Raw genomic sequence first — 17,159 nt, 5'->3', positions numbered from 1 at the left:
CTTTATTTTTCCTTTAGTATAATGTAACGTGAAAAAATAATCAACACAATATCTATTAAACTATGTTTGGTCTAGATACGAAAGGAGATAAGAACATGCTTAAGCGAGAATGGAAAAAGCTTTTGAACAACAAGCTGATGCTGCTGGTAGTGGTTGCAGTGATTGCAATCCCGACAATTTATACAACGCTTTTTCTTGGCTCTATGTGGGATCCCTATGGCAATGTGGATAAGCTGCCGGTGGCTGTGGTCAATGAAGACAGACCAGTGGTCTATGAAGGGAAAAAATTAGATGTTGGAAACCAAATGGTGGAAAACTTAAAAGAAGATGCTTCTCTGGATTTTCACTTCACAGATGCGTCTGCAGCAAGGGAAGGCCTGAAGGATGGAACCTATTATATGGTTATCACCATACCGGAGAACTTTTCTTCTAATGCGGCAACTTTGACGGATGAAAATCCGCAGAAAATGGAGCTTTCCTATGATACCAATCCGGGTACAAACTATATTGCTTCAAAGATGAGTGGAACCGCTATGGAAAAGATAGAAAGCAGTATCCGTGAGGAAGTAACTAAAACTTATACAGAAACGGTATTTGACCAGATCGCGGAAGTGGGAGATGGCATGCAGGAGGCAGCGGACGGTTCCAAAGCCTTAAAGGAAGGAGCCAAAGAACTGGCGGACGGCAATCAGACCATTACGGAAAATTTAAAAACTCTGGCAGACAGTTCTCTTGTCTTTCGTGATGGTAGCCAGACTCTGACAGAAGGGCTGAAAGCCTATGTCGACGGAGTAAGTACAGTTGGCAGCGGGGCAAAGGAACTGGATAACGGAGCAGCCGCCTTAAAGGAGGGGCTGGTACAGTTAAATGGACAGCTCCCTACATTGACAGCAGGAGTTTCGGCACTTTCGGACGGAACGAGCCGTCTGGCAGATGGGGCAGAAGCAGCAAAACAGGGAAGCGAAGCTTTAAGCAGCGGAGCCTCTCAGGTGGACAGCAATCTGCAGACCCTAAATGAGGGGCTGGCGCAGCTGGAAGCAGCCACTGCCAACTTACCGGCACAGACTGCACAGTTGGATAACGGTGTGGGAAGTGTACAGGCAGGAACAGAAAGCCTGCAGGCAGGTCTGGAGGAGTTACAGACAGGAGCAAAGCAGCTGGCAGACAGTACAGATTTTGTCAGCAGTCAGCTGCAGACAGGAAATACAGAGGCTTTTTCTCAGATTCGTGCCGGAGCCCAGTCCATGAAGGATAAGGTTGACAGCTTTCTGGGAATGCTGGGCAGTCAGAATACCGGAAGCGTTCAGGGATTTGATGTGTCCGGGATTCAGGGAGAGGCTGAATCAGATTGCAGAAGGCAGCGGAAACGCTTATGCAGGTGCAGAAACAGCCTCTTATGCAGCGGCAAATACCGGTGCAGCAGGAGGTACAGATGTTTCTTATTTATATGATTCCCTCAGTCAGGCTGTGGAAGCCCAGGATATGGACGCTGTAGCAGCCATTGCCAATGAGGCAATTTCGGCAGCACAGAGCAATAAAGCAGCGGCTGATGATGCGGCAGGAAGACTTGCAGCAGCAGGAGAGGCTTTAAACAACAGCAGCGCAGCTCTTTCACAGGCAGGAGAGAATATGGAACGGGCAGCCGGACTTTCACAGACTGTCGCAGGAATGACCGGGACGCCTTCAGAAGCCGGCATTTTATCTGATACATTGAAGGGGCAGCTACAGGAAATGTCTGCCGGACTGCAGCAGATTATAGATGGTACAGTTGCTGCAGAAACACAGCTGAATCAGGGCGTCAGCTATGGACTGGGACAGTTAAAGGCCGGTGTAACCGGTCAGCTTCAGCCGGGAATTGAAAAACTAAGTGCAGGTACAGGAAGTCTTTCCGCAGGAGTTTCAGAGGTGAAGAAGGGAACCTCTGTGCTGGCAGAAGCTTCCGGCGTACTGACACAGGGAATTCACACTGCAAATGCAGGTGGACAGCAGTTGAAACAGCAGGGAACAGAAGTACTGAAAGACGGGGCGGCAGATTTGGACGAAGGTTTACATACTCTTCAGACAGGAAGCAGGGATTTGAACAATGGAGTGCAGGCCCTGGCAGGTAACGTTCCCACTCTGACTGCAGGGGTAGGTCAGCTGACAGACGGTTCTCTGAAATTAAAAGAGGGAACCGGCGCCTTGGTACAGGGAACCGGAGAATTGACAGCAAATAATACAACCTTGTTAAGCGGCAGCAGTCAGTTAGGTGATGGCGCAAAGCAAATCAGCGAAGGTGCAAATCTGCTTTATGAAGGAAGTCAGACTCTTGGCGATGGAATTATGCAGGTGAAAGACGGAGGTCAGACACTGGAGGAAAGTCTGGCAGACGGAGCAAAAACAGTAAAAGAAACCAATACAGGAGAGGATACGGTAGATATGTTTGCCGCTCCTGTGGATATTCACGAAACACAGATTACAACCGTAGAAAACAACGGGCATGCCATGGCGCCTTATATGATGTCTGTGGCACTTTGGGTGGGCTGCATTGCTTTCAGCCTTATGTATCCGCTGACAAAGTATTCAGGTAAGCTTACCTCCGGTATTGCCTGGTGGGCAAGTAAGGCATCAGTATTGTATCTGATTGCTGTTTTGCAGGCCGTTGTTATGGTCTTCATGCTGCATGTATGCGATGGTTTTGAACCGGTAGAAACAGCAAAAACCCTTGCAGTGGCATGTATGGCATCTCTTGCCTTTATGGCGATTATGTACTTCTTTACCAATACCTTCGGTAAAGTAGGAAGTTTCCTGATGCTGGTATTTATGGTCATTCAGCTCGCAGGCTCTGTAGGAACGTATCCTCTGGAACTGTCCGGCTCCTTTGTACCATATCTCCATGACTGGGTACCGTTTACTTATACGGTAGAGGCATTCAGAAGCACAATTTCAGGAGGAGAGAGCATACAGGAGGCTATGATTTTCCTGGCAGTGATTTTTGTGATATTCACAGCGCTTACCATCTGGGAATTCCAGATAAGGGCAAGAAAAATCAAGGCAAAAAAACATACTTTAGATGAATGGCTGGAAGAAAAAGGACTGGCCTAACATACAGAAAAGAAGAGAAATCCGCAGAGCAGCAGGAATGGGAAAATCCAGATGCAGCTTTGCGGATTTTTTATGCGTTGAGAAAAGAAGTGGGGATAGAAAAGCAGGCGATGACATGTTAGAATAAAAGGAAATGAAAGCATAGAGAAGAAACAGTATGGGAAGACTTCTGAGATAGGAAAGAGGGGAGCCAGATGGAAAAACAGATATATGAGATTATGCACGAAAACGAAAAAACGGCAGAGATTGACACTGCAGGACACAGCAAAATTTATCGGGAAGATTTTATGCCCTATGCGCTTTATCTGGAAGAGGAAGAGGATATTGATACTCTGGTAAATAACATTACCAATTTTTATTATTGGTGTGCCACCCGGGTTTTGACTCTTGACCGAAAATATGCAAAGGAAATTTTAAACAGCATTGGTATGAAGCAGGCGGTGACAGACCGTGACAGGGCAGAGATTGCGTTGTCTTACAGGTGTGCCTCTCTTACAGATGTTTTCTGGGTTAGGAAAAAGGGAGAACAGGTATCCTTTCGGGAAATTAATTTGTATGAGAATCATCTGGATAATGTTTTTATGGATATTGCTCTGAGAGGCAGACAATATACAGTAAATAATGAGGACCTGGCAAAAGACCTGTCTACAAATGGAGTATTTCCCAAGGCGTGGCAGAGAAAGCAGGAAGGGTTTGTGCTTTTAAAAGACGGAGGACGTGAGGCTGTGGAAAGAGAATTGCTGGCAAGTCAGATATGCCAATGTTTTGCAGCCAGCCAGGTGGTATATGAAAAAGCCTTTTTTGATAAAGAGCCGGTTACACTTAGCTGGAATATAACGTCAAAGGAGTATTCCATAGTATCTATGGAGTCTTTTGAAATTTATATACAGAATCATGGCGGCAGTGTGCGGGAAGCTGTTTTAGCCCTGGACAGCTACAATTATTACATGATGAATATTCTGGATTATCTGACCGGAAATACAGACAGACATTGGGGAAACTGGGGAGTTCTGGTGGAGAATCAGAGGAATAAACCAGTGTCCCTGCATAAGCTTATGGATTTTAATCAGGCCTTCCATGCATACGATAAGATAGAAGGAAGCAACTGCCAGACCGGGTTTGGAGAGCGAATGACACAGAGGGAGGCGGCACAAAAGGCAGTGAGAGAAATCGGACTGAATCAGCGAAAACAAATAAAACAGGAACTGTTCTCCTTTTTCCCGGAATATTGGGAAATGTTCCAAAAAAGACTGGAACTCTTAAAGGATACAGAGAAACAAAAGGGGTAATGGAAAAGAAAGAGTATGGATATGGCTGTACAAAACAGGAATCTGGTGTACTGTTTTGTGCAGCCATATATAACACAGGGATAACATTATTTTTTGTGCATTTCTGTATGACGCTTAATTGCCTGAAAGCTTTCTGTGCTGATGACGTGTTCCATACGGCATGCGTCTTCAGCAGCAGTCTGCGGATTAACGCCCAGATGGATCAGCCAGGCGCTTAAAAGCTCATGACGTTCATATATTTTTTCTGCAATGGTACGTCCGGATTCTGTCAGAGTGATAAAGCCTTCCCGGTCAACATTTATGTATCCGTTTACACGGAGATTTTTCATAGCAACGCTGACGCTGGGCTTGGAGAAAGAAAGTTCATTGGCAATATCAATAGAACGCACCTGGGGTTTTCGTTTTCCGATAACCAGGATTGTTTCCAGATAATTTTCGGCAGATTCGTGTATTTCCATATGTATTGCTCCTCCCAAACAAAATATATTATCAACAGAATAGCATATTTCGGGTGGGAGTTCAAACAGAAAAAGTCAGTTTTTGTGGGCGGACTATGTCTGTAAAATAAATTTCGTGTTTACATTACCGTATTTTTGTATTACACTAAGCACAGTGTTTTAATACTATGAAAACTTAAAATCTCACAGGAGGAAAGCATATGGGAAAAGTAATTATACCGGAAAATTATAAATCCTGTTTATCCAGATATGAAACACAGGAAGCAATCGGTGCCATTAAGAATCTTATGCAGAAAAAGCTTTGTATGGCATTGAAATTAAAAAGGGTGACCGCGCCGCTGTTTGTAGACCCGGCTTCCGGGCTGAATGATGATTTGAATGGAATTGAGCGCCCGGTTACTTTTGACATTCCAGATGCAGGGGTGAATGCACAAGTGGTACATTCTCTGGCAAAATGGAAACGTATGGCGCTGTATCATTATGATTTCCGCGTAGGAAAAGGACTTCTTACGGATATGAATGCAGTCCGCAGGGACGAAGAACTGGATAATTTACATTCCGTTTATGTAGACCAGTGGGATTGGGAAAAAATTATTACCAGAGAAGACCGGAATCTGGAGTATCTGAAAAGTACGGTCAACCGGATTGTGGGCGCTATCTGCAATGCTCTGGACGAAATTAAATACCAGTATGAGCATTTGGACACAGAGCTTTGCAGAGAGGTTGCTTTTATTACCTCACAGGAACTGGAGGATTTATATCCGAATCTGACGCCAAAGGAAAGAGAAAATGCTTACACAAAAGAACACAAAACCGTATGTATTATGCAGATTGGAGATGTGCTGGCTTCCGGTGAAAGACACGATGGGAGAGCTCCGGACTATGACGACTGGAAATTAAACTGTGATATTCTTTTCTGGCATGAGCCTTTGCAGTGTGCCCTTGAAATTTCCTCCATGGGAATCCGTGTAGATGAAAAAGCCCTGGACGAACAGCTTACAAAGGCAGGCTGTGATGACAGAAGAAATCTTCCTTTCCACAAAATGCTTCTGGAGGGCAAACTGCCTCTGACTATCGGGGGCGGTATCGGACAGTCCAGAATCTGCATGCTGCTTCTGGGAAAAGTGCATGTGGGAGAGGTTCAGGCATCTCTTTGGGACGAAGAAACTTTAAAAGCCTGCAAAAAAGCAGGAATCGAAATTTTATAGGAAAAAGGCGGTGCTGCATCAAATACATACCGGGAAATTTCCGGATTGCTGTTTGGTGCAGCACCGCCTTTTTGGCTAGTAAAAAATATAATCCTGCCAGACATATCCCGTCTGGTTTTCATAGATAATCCGATACCAGCCATTTTCGCAGATACCTGTTACCCGTACAGAATCGCCTCCATCTAACTGACCTAAAATTTCAGAACCTGATTGTGCATCAGAGCGGACATTTACGCCGCTTATAATGGTTCCGGTACCGTTTGTTTCTTCTACAGAAACGCCGCTTTCAGGAGTATCCTGTCCGGCCTCCTGACTGTTTACAGCAGAACCGTTTACATTTGTCAGACCTTCTTCTGCTTTCTCTGCCAGGTTTAATACACCGGAATTGTCTTCTGTAGAAATGATTTTCCGAACCTTTGCATTGCCGGAACCCCCGTCTTTTACAGAACCGGTATAAACAATGGTGATATTGTTTCCCGGAATAATGCCATTTTCCAGTTCCAGACTGGCATCTGAGCAATTATCAAAGGTCAGTTTTTCTCCTGTATCTGTTTCCAGGGAAAGCTCTGAACCGGTAAACCGTGTTAAGGTTCCGCTTACAGAAGCGGATACGGCATCTAGCGCTGCCTCTTCCTGTGCCTCTTTATCCTTGCCGCAGGCGGGGAGAGCCAGTAAACTTATGATGAGCATCAGCAAAGCATATTTTTTTGAGAACTGTTTTTTCATGAGCAAGACCTCCTGTTTCGTAAAACTTATAAGGTTTCAGATTCCTTTTATTCAAATTTCTTCAAAGGAATATACAGCAAAATAATATATCCGTTTCAGCAAAAGATTATGACAAAAGCATACAGGGCAGCAGAGAACCAGCATGCCTATGGTTGCGCTTCCCGCTTTTCCAGATGTTTTTTAAAAATCAGCAAAAAGGCAATGGTGGACATCACAGCGCCGATACCGTCTGCCAGAGGCTGTGCGTAGAAAGCGCTTCTGGCGCCAAAGAAAACAGGCAGTATCATAGTAAAGAGCATATAATCTCCCTTTCGCCAGAGCGAAAGCACCAGGGCGGTTTTGCTGCGCCCAAGAGCAGTAAAACCGTCCACGAATACATACTGAAAGCTTAAAGGGATTATCATCAGGGTAAATACACTGATTCCCCAGGTGCAAAGCTGCAGCTGAACCGGGTCTTTGGTAAAAATACGGATAAAAGATTCCGGTATAATCCGGGAAATCAGGAACATGACAGTGGTAAAGCACAGACATAGAAGCAAAATATATTTCTCTGCTTTTTTCACCCGTTTTATTTCTCTTGCTCCATAGTTATAGCTTAAAATGGCCTGGGTACCGCTGGAAATACCAAGCATGGGACCGGTAATCAGCATCATGTAGCTCTGGACAATGGTGGCGCAGGTAATGAGAATATCTCCTTCCTTCGGGCCTCCGTATTTCTGCAACACGGTATTCAGTACAATGATAATCACACTGTCTGTTGCCAGAATCAAGAAAGGGGAAATGCCAAGCCCGATAATTTTCTTCACAATCAGCGGAGAAAAGGATTTTTTCCGAAGCCATGTAATGCGTATGGGAATTTTCTTTCCTGTGAGAAAACAAAAAGCAAAGGCACAGGATGCAAACTGGGCGATTACAGTGGCAACGGCTGCCCCTGCCACCTTCATATCCAGGACAAAGATAAAAACAGGGTCTAAAAGGATATTCGTTACAGCTCCCATAAGCACGGTTACCATACCAATGGCGGGAAAGCCCTGACAGGTAATAAAATAATTCAGTCCAATAGCCATTAGGGCAAAAAAGGTTCCGGCGGTATAAATGGTCAGGTAAGAATCTGCGTAAGGGAAGGTCACAGAGCTTGCGCCGAACCAGTTCAGCAGATGCTTTTTGCTGAGTAAAAACAGAATTGTCAGCAAAACGGAAAATACAGTCAGCATGGCAAAGCTGTGAGCCAGTATGGATTCTGCCTGCTTTTTACGTCCTGCTCCCATACGCATGGCCATAAGGATAGAGCCGCCCAGCCCTATAAGAGTACCAAAGGACGTCAGTAAGGTGACGATAGGCCCGCAGACGCCCACACCTGCCAGGGCAGCATCGCCGATTTTAGGAATATTCCCGATAAATATGCGGTCAATGGTACTGTATAAGACTGTGACAAACTGAGCAATCATGGAGGGAATCGCCAGCTTTAAGACCAGAGGGCCAATCCTGTCCTGTCCCAGGTCAGTTGTGTGTTTCATAGTCAAAATCTCCTTCTTTTCCTCAATATCTGTAAAAAACAGACATAGATGTAATTATTTTAATACGACTTTCCAAAAAAGGAAAGAGAAAATACTTGCCACCTGTAAAAACCCTGTATTATACTGGAATTAAATGTAGAAATCAGAGAGGAAAGGCTATGTTAAAGATTAAAGAATATGTAAAGGTAAAAGACCTGGAAGAGGCGTACCTTTTGAATCAGAAAAGAACCGCCTGTGTGCTTGGCGGGATGGTATGGCTGAAAATGGGAAACCGAAATGTCAGCACAGCCATTGATTTATCCGGACTGGGTCTGGACACCATAGAAGAAACAGAGGAGGAATTCAGAATCGGTGCTATGACGTCCCTGCATGCACTGGAAACCCATAAGGGGCTGGAGGCATATACCAAAGACGCCATGAAGGAAAGCCTGCGTCACATTGTAGGCGTACAGTTTCGCAACTGTGCCACAGTAGGAGGAAGCATTTTCGGCAGATACGGATTTTCTGATGTGCTGACCATGTTTTTAGCTATGGATTCTTATGTAGAGCTTTACAAAGGGGGCGTTGTACCGTTGGCTCAATTTGCACAGAGCAAGCCGGATCGGGATATTTTGGTGCGGATTCTTGTGAAGAAAAGACCGGTAAGAACCGTATACCTAAGTCAGAGAAACAGCAGCACAGATTTTCCTGTACTGACTTGCAGTGTAGGGCTGTTTGCAGACGGGGAAGTCAGAGCAGCAGTAGGCGCCTGTCCGCAAAGGGCAAGATTGGTGCCGGATACCCAGGGGATTTTAAAAGATTTTCTGAATAAAAATCAGGAAGAACAGGAGAAATCTGCTATGGATTTTGCACAGTATGCAAAGGAAACTGTGAAGACAGGAAGTAATATGAGAGCTTCCAAAGAATACAGAAGCCATTTAACAGGCGTTCTGGTAAAACGGGCATTACAGGCAGCAGGAGGTATGGAAAATGGAAATTAAATTCTGGCTGAATGGGGAAAAGACACAGGTGCAGGCAGAGCCGGACGCCTTGCTTCTGGATACCCTGCGGGAACTGGGCTGTTATAGTGTAAAAAGAGGTTGTGAAACAGCTAACTGCGGACTGTGTACAGTCTTAATGGAGGATAAGCCGGTGCTTTCCTGCAGCATGCTTACAGCAAGGGCAGAGGGAAAGCATGTGGTAACGCTGGAAGGTATGCAGGAGGAAGCAAAGGAGTTTGGAGATTTTCTGGCAGGAGAGGGAGCGGAACAGTGCGGATTCTGTAATCCCGGATTTATCATGAACGTATTTGCTATGTTAAAGGAGCTGGAGAATCCTTCAGAGGCGGAAATTAATGAATATCTGGCAGGAAATCTGTGCCGCTGTTCCGGCTTTATGGGACAGACCAGAAGTATTCTGAAATTTCTGGAAGCGAAAAAGGAAGGCGGTGGGAAGGAATGAGTTATGTAAATCAGCCTATGAAGAAAAAGGACGCAGAAGCCCTTGTAACAGGTCAACCAGTATACACCGATGATCTGGCGCCAAAGGACTGTCTGATTGTAAAGGTCTTAAGAAGTCCCCACGCCCATGCCATGATTGAGGAAATCCGTACAGACGCAGCGAAAAAGGTTCCGGGGATTGCCTGTGTTCTGACCTACAAAGATGTGCCTCAGGAGAGGTTTACCTTTGCAGGCCAGACTTATCCGGAATTAAGTCCCTACGACAGACTGATTCTGGACCGTCATATCCGGTTTGTGGGAGATGCAGTTGCCATTGTGGCGGGAGAAACTGAAAAAGCAGTGGATAAGGCAATGAAAATCATTAAGGTACGCTATGAGCTTTTGGAACCAGTGCTGGATTTCCACAAGGCAAAGGATAATCCTGTGCTGCTTCATCCGGAGGATAACTGGGAATCAAAAGTACCGGTAGGGGCAGATAATAAGAGAAACCTCTGTGCTTCAAAGGTGGAAGCTCTGGGCGATGTGGACGCAGTTCTGGCAGACTGTAAATATGTGGTAGAGAGAACTTATCATACAAAAGCCAATCAGCAGGCAATGATGGAAACCCTTCCGAGCCTATACGTATCTGGACTATTTCGGCAGGTTAAATGTGGTTGCCTCTACCCAGGTTCCTTTCCATGTCAGAAGAATCCTGGGACGGGCTTTAGGAATCGGTGCATCTAACGTAAGAGTTATCAAACCGCGTATTGGCGGCGGATTTGGGGCAAAACAGACCTCTGTGGCAGAGGTATATCCTGCTCTTGTAACGCTGAAGACAAAACGTCCGGCAAAAATGATTTTCTCCAGATATGAATCTCAGATTTGCTCCTCTCCTCGCCATGAAATGGAGGTAAAGGTGCGTCTGGGTGCGGATGAGCAGGGAATTTTAAAGGCGATTGATATTTATACGCTGTCCAATACCGGTGCTTACGGAGAGCATGGCCCCACTACAGTAGGCCTGTCCGGTCATAAGCCTCTTGGTCTGTACGGAAATACAGAGGCATACCGCTTTGCCTTTGATGTTGTTTATACAAATCACATGTCAGCAGGAGCATACCGCGGATACGGGGCAACCCAGGGGATTTTTGCAGTGGAATCAGCAGTGGACGAGCTGGCAGAACAGATGCATATGGATCCGGTGCGCTTCAGAGAACTGAATATGTCAAAAGAAGGCGGGAAATTCATCGGCTATGACGGCAGTCCGTGGGTCACAAGCTGTACGCTGGATAAATGTCTGGAAAAGGCAAAGCAAATGATTGGCTGGGACGAAAAATATCCCAGAAGAGATATGGGAAATGGAAAAATCCGTGGGGTAGGAGCAGCCCTTGCCATGCAGGGTTCTGCCATTGCAGGGGTTGACGTAGGCGGCGCAACAATTAAACTGGGAGAGGACGGCTCTTATACCTTAAGTCTTGGGGCAACCGATATGGGAACCGGCTGTGATACCATTCTTTCCCAGATGGCGGCAGATGTACTGGAAACGGAATTTGACAATATTGTGGTCTTTGGTGTGGATACGGATATTTCTCCTTATGACTCCGGTTCTTACGCTTCTGCCACAACCTATGTCACTGGAATGGCAGTTGCAGATGCCTGCAAAGAATTGAGAGAAAAAATCAGGGCGCTGGGAGCAGAAATGCTGGAAGCGGCAGCAGAAGAGGTGGAATTTGACGGAAAGCGTGTGTATGTTCTGGACGGAAGCCGGGAGGTTTCTTTGCAGGAGATTGCAGTAAAGGGAACCTGTGGAAACAACGAATCTCTTCATGTAACCGTAAACCGCTCCTCTAAGATTTCACCGCCTCCCTTTATGGCAGGTGTTGCTGAGGTAGAAGTGGACACAGAAACCGGAAGTGTGGAATTAATTGATTATGCGGCAGTGGTAGACTGCGGAACTCCCGTAAATCCCAACCTGGCAAGAGTACAGACAGAGGGTGGTCTGGCACAGGGAATCGGCATGGCGTTGTACGAGGATATTCAGTACAATGAAAAGGGACAGCTTCGGAATAATTCCTTTATGCAGTACAAGATTCCAAGCCGTGTGGATATTCAGAAAATCCGTGTGGATTTTGCCCCAAGCTATGAAAAATCTCACCCCTTTGGTGCAAAATCCATTGGTGAGATTGTTATCAACACCCCTTGTCCTGCCATTGCCAATGCGGTGTACAATGCAGTGGGCGTCCGTGTGCGGGAAATGCCCATAAAACCGGAAAAAATTGCTATGGAGTTAGCTTCAAGAGAAAGGGATATTTGACTATAATTAGACACTTTCTTTCGTATAATCACAAAGCGTCAAAGAATAATAAAATAATCATTAAGGAGAAGAAGTGATGAAAAACCACGAAAGTGAAAAAAAGATCATGTGGTATAGCCTTGCTTTTATGGCATTCTCCACAGTATGGGGTTTTGGAAATGTTATAAACGGCTTTTCTGAATACGGCGGTTTACAAGCGATTGTTTCATGGGCTTTGATTTTTGCCGTATATTTCGTACCATATGCTCTTATGGTGGGTGAGATGGGAAGCGCCTTCAAAGATGCCGGTGGCGGTGTGAGTTCCTGGATTCTGGAAACCATTGGACCGAGAATGGCTTATCTGGCAGGTTGGACTTACTGGATTGTGCATATGCCTTATATTTCACAGAAGCCAAACGGTTCTGTGATCGCGGCAAGCTGGGCAATCTTCAGAGATGCCAGAATCAGCCAGATGAACGTAAGAGTGCTGGCAGTAATCTGTCTGGTGCTGTTCCTGTTCGCAGTATGGGTTGCGTCAAGAGGAATCGGTGTTTTGAAAAAGCTGACTTCCCTGGCAGGTTCTACCATGTTTATTATGTCCCTGTTGTTTATTGTTATGATGATTGCAGCACCGGCTATTACCGGAGCAAAGGTTATGGATATTGACTGGTCCTTAAAGACCTTTATGCCAACTTTTGACAGCAAGTTCTTCCTGAACCTGTCTATTCTGGTCTTTGCAGTAGGCGGTTGTGAGAAGATTTCGCCTTATGTAAATAAGATGAAGAATCCGTCCAGGGACTTCTCAAGAGGTATGATTTCTCTTGCGATCATGGTTACAGTCTGTGCAGTGCTTGGAACCATTGCCCTTGGTATGATGTTTGATTCCAACAACATTCCTGAGGACTTAATGACAAATGGTGCTTACTACGCATTCCAGACATTAGGTGAATATTACCATGTAGGTGACTTCTTTGTAGTGGTATATGCGATTACAAACCTCATCGGACAGTTTGCAGTTATGATTCTGTCTATTGATGCGCCTCTTCGTATGCTGCTTGACAGTGCAGATGAAAACTATATTCCAAAGGCACTGTTCAAACAGAACAAATATGGTACTTACACAAACGGACATAAGATGGTTACCATCATTGTATCCATTCTGATCATTGTTCCGGCTTTGGGTATTGAAAGTGTAGACGTACTGGTAAAATGGCTGGTAAAAGTAAACTCTGTATGTATGCCTCTTCGTTATCTGTGGGTATTTGTGGCATACATTGCATTGAAAAAAGCAGGAGATAAATTCCACGCTGAATACCGTTTTGTAAAGAGCAAGACTGTAGGTATTGTGTTTGGTGTATGGTGCTTCGCCTTTACTGCTATTGCATGTATTCTGGGGATTTATTCCGAGGATACCTTCCAGTTGGTGCTGAACATTGTAACACCGTTCGTACTCATTGGACTTGGCTTTATTATGCCGGTCATTGCAAGACGTTCTAAAAACAAATAATTTATAACAGGGGGTTGTCACACGGACAGTAGTGTTTCGTGGGGCAGCTCTTCTGTCTTTTTGGAGGTAAAAAGATGTATAAGGAAACAGCAAAAGAATTAATTCAGTTTATTGAGAAAAGCCCTACCTGCTTTCATGCAGTGGCTTCTATGAAGGAAATTCTGGAGAAGGCAGGATATGTGGAATTAAAGGAAACAGACAAATGGACAGTTAAAAAAGGCGGAAGATATTTTGTTACGAGAAATGACTCTTCCCTGATTGCCTTTGCGGTACCGGAAGAAGGGATGAAGGGATTCCGTATCATGGCAAGTCACAGCGATTCTCCCTGCTTTAAAATTAAGGAAAATCCGGAAATGACAGTGGATAACAAATATGTGAAGCTGAACGTAGAGCGTTATGGCGGCATGATTTGTGCGCCATGGTTTGACAGACCGTTGTCTGTGGCTGGCCGTGTGATTGTAAAAGAGGGCGAAAAACTGGTGACAAAGCTGGTGGACGTGGACAGAGATTTGCTGCTGATCCCCAATCTGGCGATTCACATGAACCGGGAGGTCAATGACGGATACAAGTACAATGCACAGAAAGATTTATTGCCATTGTTTGGGGACATTGCTGCAAAAGATACGTTTATGAAAACTGTAGCTGAAGCGGCAGACGTACAGGAAGAGGACATTCTGGGACATGATTTGTTCCTGTATAACAGAGAAAAGGGCAGCATCTGGGGCGCCAACGAGGAATATGTTTCCATAGGAAGGCTGGATGACTTACAGTGTGCATTTTCTTCCTTAAAAGGCTTTCTGGCAGGAGAAAAGCAGGAGTATATGGGCGTACACTGTGTGCTGGATAATGAAGAAGTGGGAAGCGGAACAAAGCAGGGAGCAGCCTCTACCTTCCTGTATGATGTACTGGTGCGTGTAAATCAGGCTCTCGGCGGGGATTATGAGGATTATTTAAGATATCTGGCAGACAGCTTTATGGTATCTGCGGACAATGCTCATGCTGTTCACCCCAATTATACAGAGAAAGCAGACCCGGTAAACCGTCCGTATTTAAATGAAGGCATTGTAATTAAGCATAGCGCAAATCAGAAATACTGTACAGACGGCGTTTCCGCAGCCATGTTTAAGGATTTGTGCCACAAGGCAGATGTGCCGTTCCAGACCTTTACCAACCGGTCTGATATTTTGGGCGGATCTACCCTTGGGAATATTTCCAATACCAAGGTGGCGTTAAATGCAGTGGATATCGGACTGCCTCAGTTGGCTATGCACTCTCCATATGAAACCGTGGGAGTGAAGGATACAGAATATCTCATTCGCGTGGCTGAGGAATTATTTGCGTAACAAAGAAGAGAGAGGCCATCCTGAAAAGTTTAAAACCTCGCAAAAATGAGTAGGAGAAGTACTTTAAAAGTTTCTCTTACTCATTTTTTAAAAATTTCAGGAAGATGAACTTCACTGGTATGTATAAATCTTTCGGCAGCTGTGAAATCTTTAAAGATTCCGTTTCCAATTTCAGCAGTTCCCGTCTAAAGTTGAAGAAGGACAGGTTACAGAGCAGATTTTGGAGTTGATGAAAGAAGGGGCTGTAGTTTTACAACGTTTCTTCTATTATTTATTATAATGATAGAAAGCGGCACAGGATTTTATCTTACAAATTTCATAATATTATAAATATTAATAAGAATAATCAAAACCATCAGTCCAATGAACAGTTTATCTACAGTCTTGTCTTCTATCTTTTTATTTACCTTTCGTCCAAAAGCGCCTCCGGCAATACCGCCAATTACCATGAAAACTAATGTGATTAACTGAAAATCAGGGACACTTTTTGTTGCCAGAGAAGACAGCAGGCTGGCTATCTGGGAAAAGAAAATAATGTACAGCGAGTTTTCAGCAGCAACCTTTGTAGACATAGAAAAGAAGAAAAACAGAACTACCAGGTTGATAGGCCCTCCGCCAATACCAAGGAAGGAGGAGAGAACTCCAAGAAAAATACCAATGCAGATACAGACAACCGGGTTTACAATGCGGTACGTTTTAATACGTGCCTTATAAATGGTGTAGACTAGGGTACCAAGAGTCACAATAAGCAGGCAGGCAGCCTGTACAGCGCCGACTTTGTTTTTATCAGGACTCAGGGACGAAATAAGGGAGAAAAGGTATTTTCCAAGAAGTCCTCCGGCGGCTGCTCCCAGTGCAAGGGGGAGTCCGGTTTTCTGTTCTACATGGGATTCTCCGCTCAGTTTGTTTTTGATAACAGAGTAGGTGGACATGGAAAGTACCGTGCAGCCGGACAGGAAGCTTATGGTGGCAACGTCCATAATGCCAAAAGCGTCCAGAACGGGTTTGATAATGACTCCGCCTCCAATGCCGCAGATTGCACCAATAACAGAGGCTGAAAAACAGATTAGAAAAATTAATAATAATACCATTATGATACCTCACTTTTGTATAGTTATATTTATTTTAGTCTTTTCATGGATATATAGCAATTCTTATGTTATTATGGTATATATAACAAAAATATTATGTATAGGGGAGAAAAGTATGACACTCAGACATTTACGCATTTTTTCAGAAGTATGCAGGCAGGAGAGTATTACCCTTGCAGCAGAGCGTATGAATATGGCCCAGCCAGCGGTGAGTTATGCTATTCGAGAATTGGAAAGCTATTATGGAACAAAGCTGTTTGAGCGTATGAATCGAAGACTTTATATTACAGAATCCGGGGAACAGCTTCTTTTGTATGCAGATTCTATATTGTCCCAGTTTGATGAGGCGAGGGACGTTTTAAGAGATGTGCATGCAGTGACAAAAGTAAGGGTAGGAACCAATGTATCCTTTGGAATCAGCCGTTTTCCTGAAATGCTTTCTGAATTTTCGAAGCAGTATCCTCAAATTCCTCTTTATACCAGAGTGGAAAATTCCAGACAGATAGAACAACATCTCATGAGAAATGAGCTGGATTTTGGAATTATGGATTATCCCCTGAATCCGCGCTTTTTTGTCTGCCACCCTGTGGGAAAGGATATTATGACTGCAGTATGTGCCTGTTCTTATGAAATCAGGAACAGGGTAACGCTGGAGGAACTCTGCGAATATCCTCTTTTGTTGCGTGAAAAGGGAAGTGGTTCGAGAAATATGACAGAAGAATTTGTAGAAAAATATAAAAGAAAGCTGAATATTCTTATGGAAAGCATCAGTGTCCAGAGTTTGATAGAAGTCTGCAGCAAAGGGTTGGGAGTGCTTATGATTTCCAAATCCATTGTTGCGCCTTTTATGGAGAACTATAAGTTAAAGGAAATTAAGATACAGAATACAGAAGTCACAAGAGAATATTATTTTGTTCATCATAAAAGTAAGTTTTTAACAAAGAGTATGAAGGCATTTCAAGAATATATGACAGCGCGGACAGAAAAAGTATAGGAAAAATATACAAAAATCAGAGGTCAGGGAAAAGAAAGCCAACAAATACTTTGCAAACAGAGAAAAGTGTGCTATGATGATTCATATATCAAAGATATACGGTTACAGTGTCAGAAGCGAACGTAGATTCATGTCAATTCAGACGATTTTCCTGTTTATTGTTAAAATGAAAAAATAAGTAGTATTTTTTTACAGTTCCGGGTTTGAAACTGTAGGAAAAATGCAATGGAATGA

The 17,159-nt window shown here is 44.3% G+C and carries 13 protein-coding genes and 1 pseudogene; 10 read left to right on the top strand and 4 right to left on the bottom strand.

Features of this window, described 5'->3' with window-relative positions:
* Nucleotides 1-95 precede the first annotated feature (95 nt).
* From DQQ01_RS13520 to DQQ01_RS13510, 3 genes are all read left to right on the top strand, one after another.
* Entirely contained in the window at nt 96-1,451 is a 1,356-nt protein-coding gene (locus tag DQQ01_RS13520) for a YhgE/Pip domain-containing protein (protein WP_162624325.1), read from the top strand.
* Nucleotides 1,452-1,482: 31 nt separating this feature from the next.
* A complete protein-coding gene (locus DQQ01_RS16110) occupies nt 1,483-3,084 on the top strand; it encodes a YhgE/Pip family protein (RefSeq protein WP_330407743.1) in 1,602 nt (533 codons plus the stop codon).
* A gap of 194 nt (nt 3,085-3,278) precedes the next feature.
* Entirely contained in the window at nt 3,279-4,373 is a 1,095-nt protein-coding gene (locus DQQ01_RS13510) for a hypothetical protein (protein ID WP_111920444.1), read from the top strand.
* 86 nt (nt 4,374-4,459) lie between these two features.
* On the opposite strand, the gene DQQ01_RS13505 is transcribed toward DQQ01_RS13510, so the two are convergent.
* Nucleotides 4,460-4,831 carry a metal-dependent transcriptional regulator gene (locus DQQ01_RS13505; protein ID WP_111920443.1) on the bottom strand — a complete coding sequence of 124 codons (372 nt, stop codon included), beginning with the start codon at nt 4,829-4,831 and terminating at the stop codon, nt 4,460-4,462.
* Between the two features lie 200 nt (nt 4,832-5,031).
* Between DQQ01_RS13505 and asnA the strand changes: the two genes are divergently transcribed.
* Nucleotides 5,032-6,039 carry an aspartate--ammonia ligase gene (asnA, locus tag DQQ01_RS13500; protein WP_111920442.1) on the top strand — a complete coding sequence of 336 codons (1,008 nt, stop codon included), beginning with the start codon at nt 5,032-5,034 and terminating at the stop codon, nt 6,037-6,039.
* A gap of 75 nt (nt 6,040-6,114) precedes the next feature.
* Here asnA and DQQ01_RS13495 read toward each other — a convergent pair whose 3' ends face one another.
* Together DQQ01_RS13495 and DQQ01_RS13490 are read right to left on the bottom strand one after the other, a co-directional pair.
* The gene (locus DQQ01_RS13495; protein ID WP_111920441.1) at nt 6,115-6,765 is read right to left on the bottom strand and encodes an SH3 domain-containing protein; all 651 of its coding nucleotides are present in this window, start codon (nt 6,763-6,765) and stop codon (nt 6,115-6,117) included.
* A gap of 146 nt (nt 6,766-6,911) precedes the next feature.
* Complete coding sequence (locus tag DQQ01_RS13490) at nt 6,912-8,282, bottom strand: MATE family efflux transporter (protein ID WP_111920440.1); 1,371 nt, start codon at nt 8,280-8,282, stop codon at nt 6,912-6,914.
* Nucleotides 8,283-8,440: 158 nt separating this feature from the next.
* On the opposite strand from DQQ01_RS13490, the gene DQQ01_RS13485 reads away from it, so the two are divergent.
* The 5 genes and pseudogenes from DQQ01_RS13485 to DQQ01_RS13465 all read left to right on the top strand — a co-directional run bounded on the left by DQQ01_RS13485 (nt 8,441) and on the right by DQQ01_RS13465 (nt 14,840).
* Nucleotides 8,441-9,262 carry an FAD binding domain-containing protein gene (locus DQQ01_RS13485; protein WP_111920956.1) on the top strand — a complete coding sequence of 274 codons (822 nt, stop codon included), beginning with the start codon at nt 8,441-8,443 and terminating at the stop codon, nt 9,260-9,262.
* On the top strand, nt 9,252-9,722 hold the full coding sequence (locus DQQ01_RS13480) for a (2Fe-2S)-binding protein (protein ID WP_111920439.1): 471 nt from the start codon (nt 9,252-9,254) through the stop codon (nt 9,720-9,722). Before DQQ01_RS13485 ends, DQQ01_RS13480 begins: the two co-directional genes overlap by 11 nt.
* A pseudogene (locus DQQ01_RS13475) lies at nt 9,719-12,011 on the top strand (xanthine dehydrogenase family protein molybdopterin-binding subunit). The gene DQQ01_RS13480 and the pseudogene DQQ01_RS13475 overlap by 4 nt, the downstream one beginning before the upstream one ends.
* A gap of 76 nt (nt 12,012-12,087) precedes the next feature.
* Nucleotides 12,088-13,497, top strand: coding sequence for an APC family permease (locus DQQ01_RS13470; RefSeq protein WP_111920438.1), 1,410 nt, complete (start codon nt 12,088-12,090; stop codon nt 13,495-13,497).
* Nucleotides 13,498-13,571: 74 nt separating this feature from the next.
* On the top strand, nt 13,572-14,840 hold the full coding sequence (locus DQQ01_RS13465; RefSeq protein WP_111920437.1) for a M18 family aminopeptidase: 1,269 nt from the start codon (nt 13,572-13,574) through the stop codon (nt 14,838-14,840).
* A 302-nt stretch (nt 14,841-15,142) separates the two neighbouring features.
* Here DQQ01_RS13465 and DQQ01_RS13460 read toward each other — a convergent pair whose 3' ends face one another.
* On the bottom strand, nt 15,143-15,931 hold the full coding sequence (locus DQQ01_RS13460; RefSeq protein ID WP_111920436.1) for a sulfite exporter TauE/SafE family protein: 789 nt from the start codon (nt 15,929-15,931) through the stop codon (nt 15,143-15,145).
* Nucleotides 15,932-16,046: 115 nt separating this feature from the next.
* Between DQQ01_RS13460 and DQQ01_RS13455 the strand changes: the two genes are divergently transcribed.
* A complete protein-coding gene (locus DQQ01_RS13455; RefSeq protein WP_111920435.1) occupies nt 16,047-16,925 on the top strand; it encodes a LysR family transcriptional regulator in 879 nt (292 codons plus the stop codon).
* The last annotated feature ends 234 nt before the right edge of the window (nt 16,926-17,159 follow it).

This window comes from Blautia argi (genome assembly GCF_003287895.1).
Taxonomy (GTDB): Bacteria; Bacillota; Clostridia; order Lachnospirales; family Lachnospiraceae; genus Blautia; species Blautia argi.
Note: the sequence above shows the minus strand (reverse complement) of the source record. Positions and strands in the feature narration are given on the sequence as shown.

Excerpts from the sequence above, each read along its gene's own strand:
- DQQ01_RS13520 (WP_162624325.1), top strand. The coding sequence starts at position 96 with ATGCTTAAGCGAGAATGGAAAAAGCTTTTGAACAACAAGCTGATGCTG.
- DQQ01_RS16110 (WP_330407743.1), top strand. The coding sequence starts at position 1,483 with ATGGACGCTGTAGCAGCCATTGCCAATGAGGCAATTTCGGCAGCACAG.
- DQQ01_RS13510 (WP_111920444.1), top strand. The coding sequence starts at position 3,279 with ATGGAAAAACAGATATATGAGATTATGCACGAAAACGAAAAAACGGCA.
- DQQ01_RS13505 (WP_111920443.1), bottom strand. The coding sequence starts at position 4,831 with ATGGAAATACACGAATCTGCCGAAAATTATCTGGAAACAATCCTGGTT.
- asnA (WP_111920442.1), top strand. The coding sequence starts at position 5,032 with ATGGGAAAAGTAATTATACCGGAAAATTATAAATCCTGTTTATCCAGA.
- DQQ01_RS13495 (WP_111920441.1), bottom strand. The coding sequence starts at position 6,765 with ATGAAAAAACAGTTCTCAAAAAAATATGCTTTGCTGATGCTCATCATA.
- DQQ01_RS13490 (WP_111920440.1), bottom strand. The coding sequence starts at position 8,282 with ATGAAACACACAACTGACCTGGGACAGGACAGGATTGGCCCTCTGGTC.
- DQQ01_RS13485 (WP_111920956.1), top strand. The coding sequence starts at position 8,441 with ATGTTAAAGATTAAAGAATATGTAAAGGTAAAAGACCTGGAAGAGGCG.
- DQQ01_RS13480 (WP_111920439.1), top strand. The coding sequence starts at position 9,252 with ATGGAAATTAAATTCTGGCTGAATGGGGAAAAGACACAGGTGCAGGCA.
- DQQ01_RS13470 (WP_111920438.1), top strand. The coding sequence starts at position 12,088 with ATGAAAAACCACGAAAGTGAAAAAAAGATCATGTGGTATAGCCTTGCT.
- DQQ01_RS13465 (WP_111920437.1), top strand. The coding sequence starts at position 13,572 with ATGTATAAGGAAACAGCAAAAGAATTAATTCAGTTTATTGAGAAAAGC.
- DQQ01_RS13460 (WP_111920436.1), bottom strand. The coding sequence starts at position 15,931 with ATGGTATTATTATTAATTTTTCTAATCTGTTTTTCAGCCTCTGTTATT.
- DQQ01_RS13455 (WP_111920435.1), top strand. The coding sequence starts at position 16,047 with ATGACACTCAGACATTTACGCATTTTTTCAGAAGTATGCAGGCAGGAG.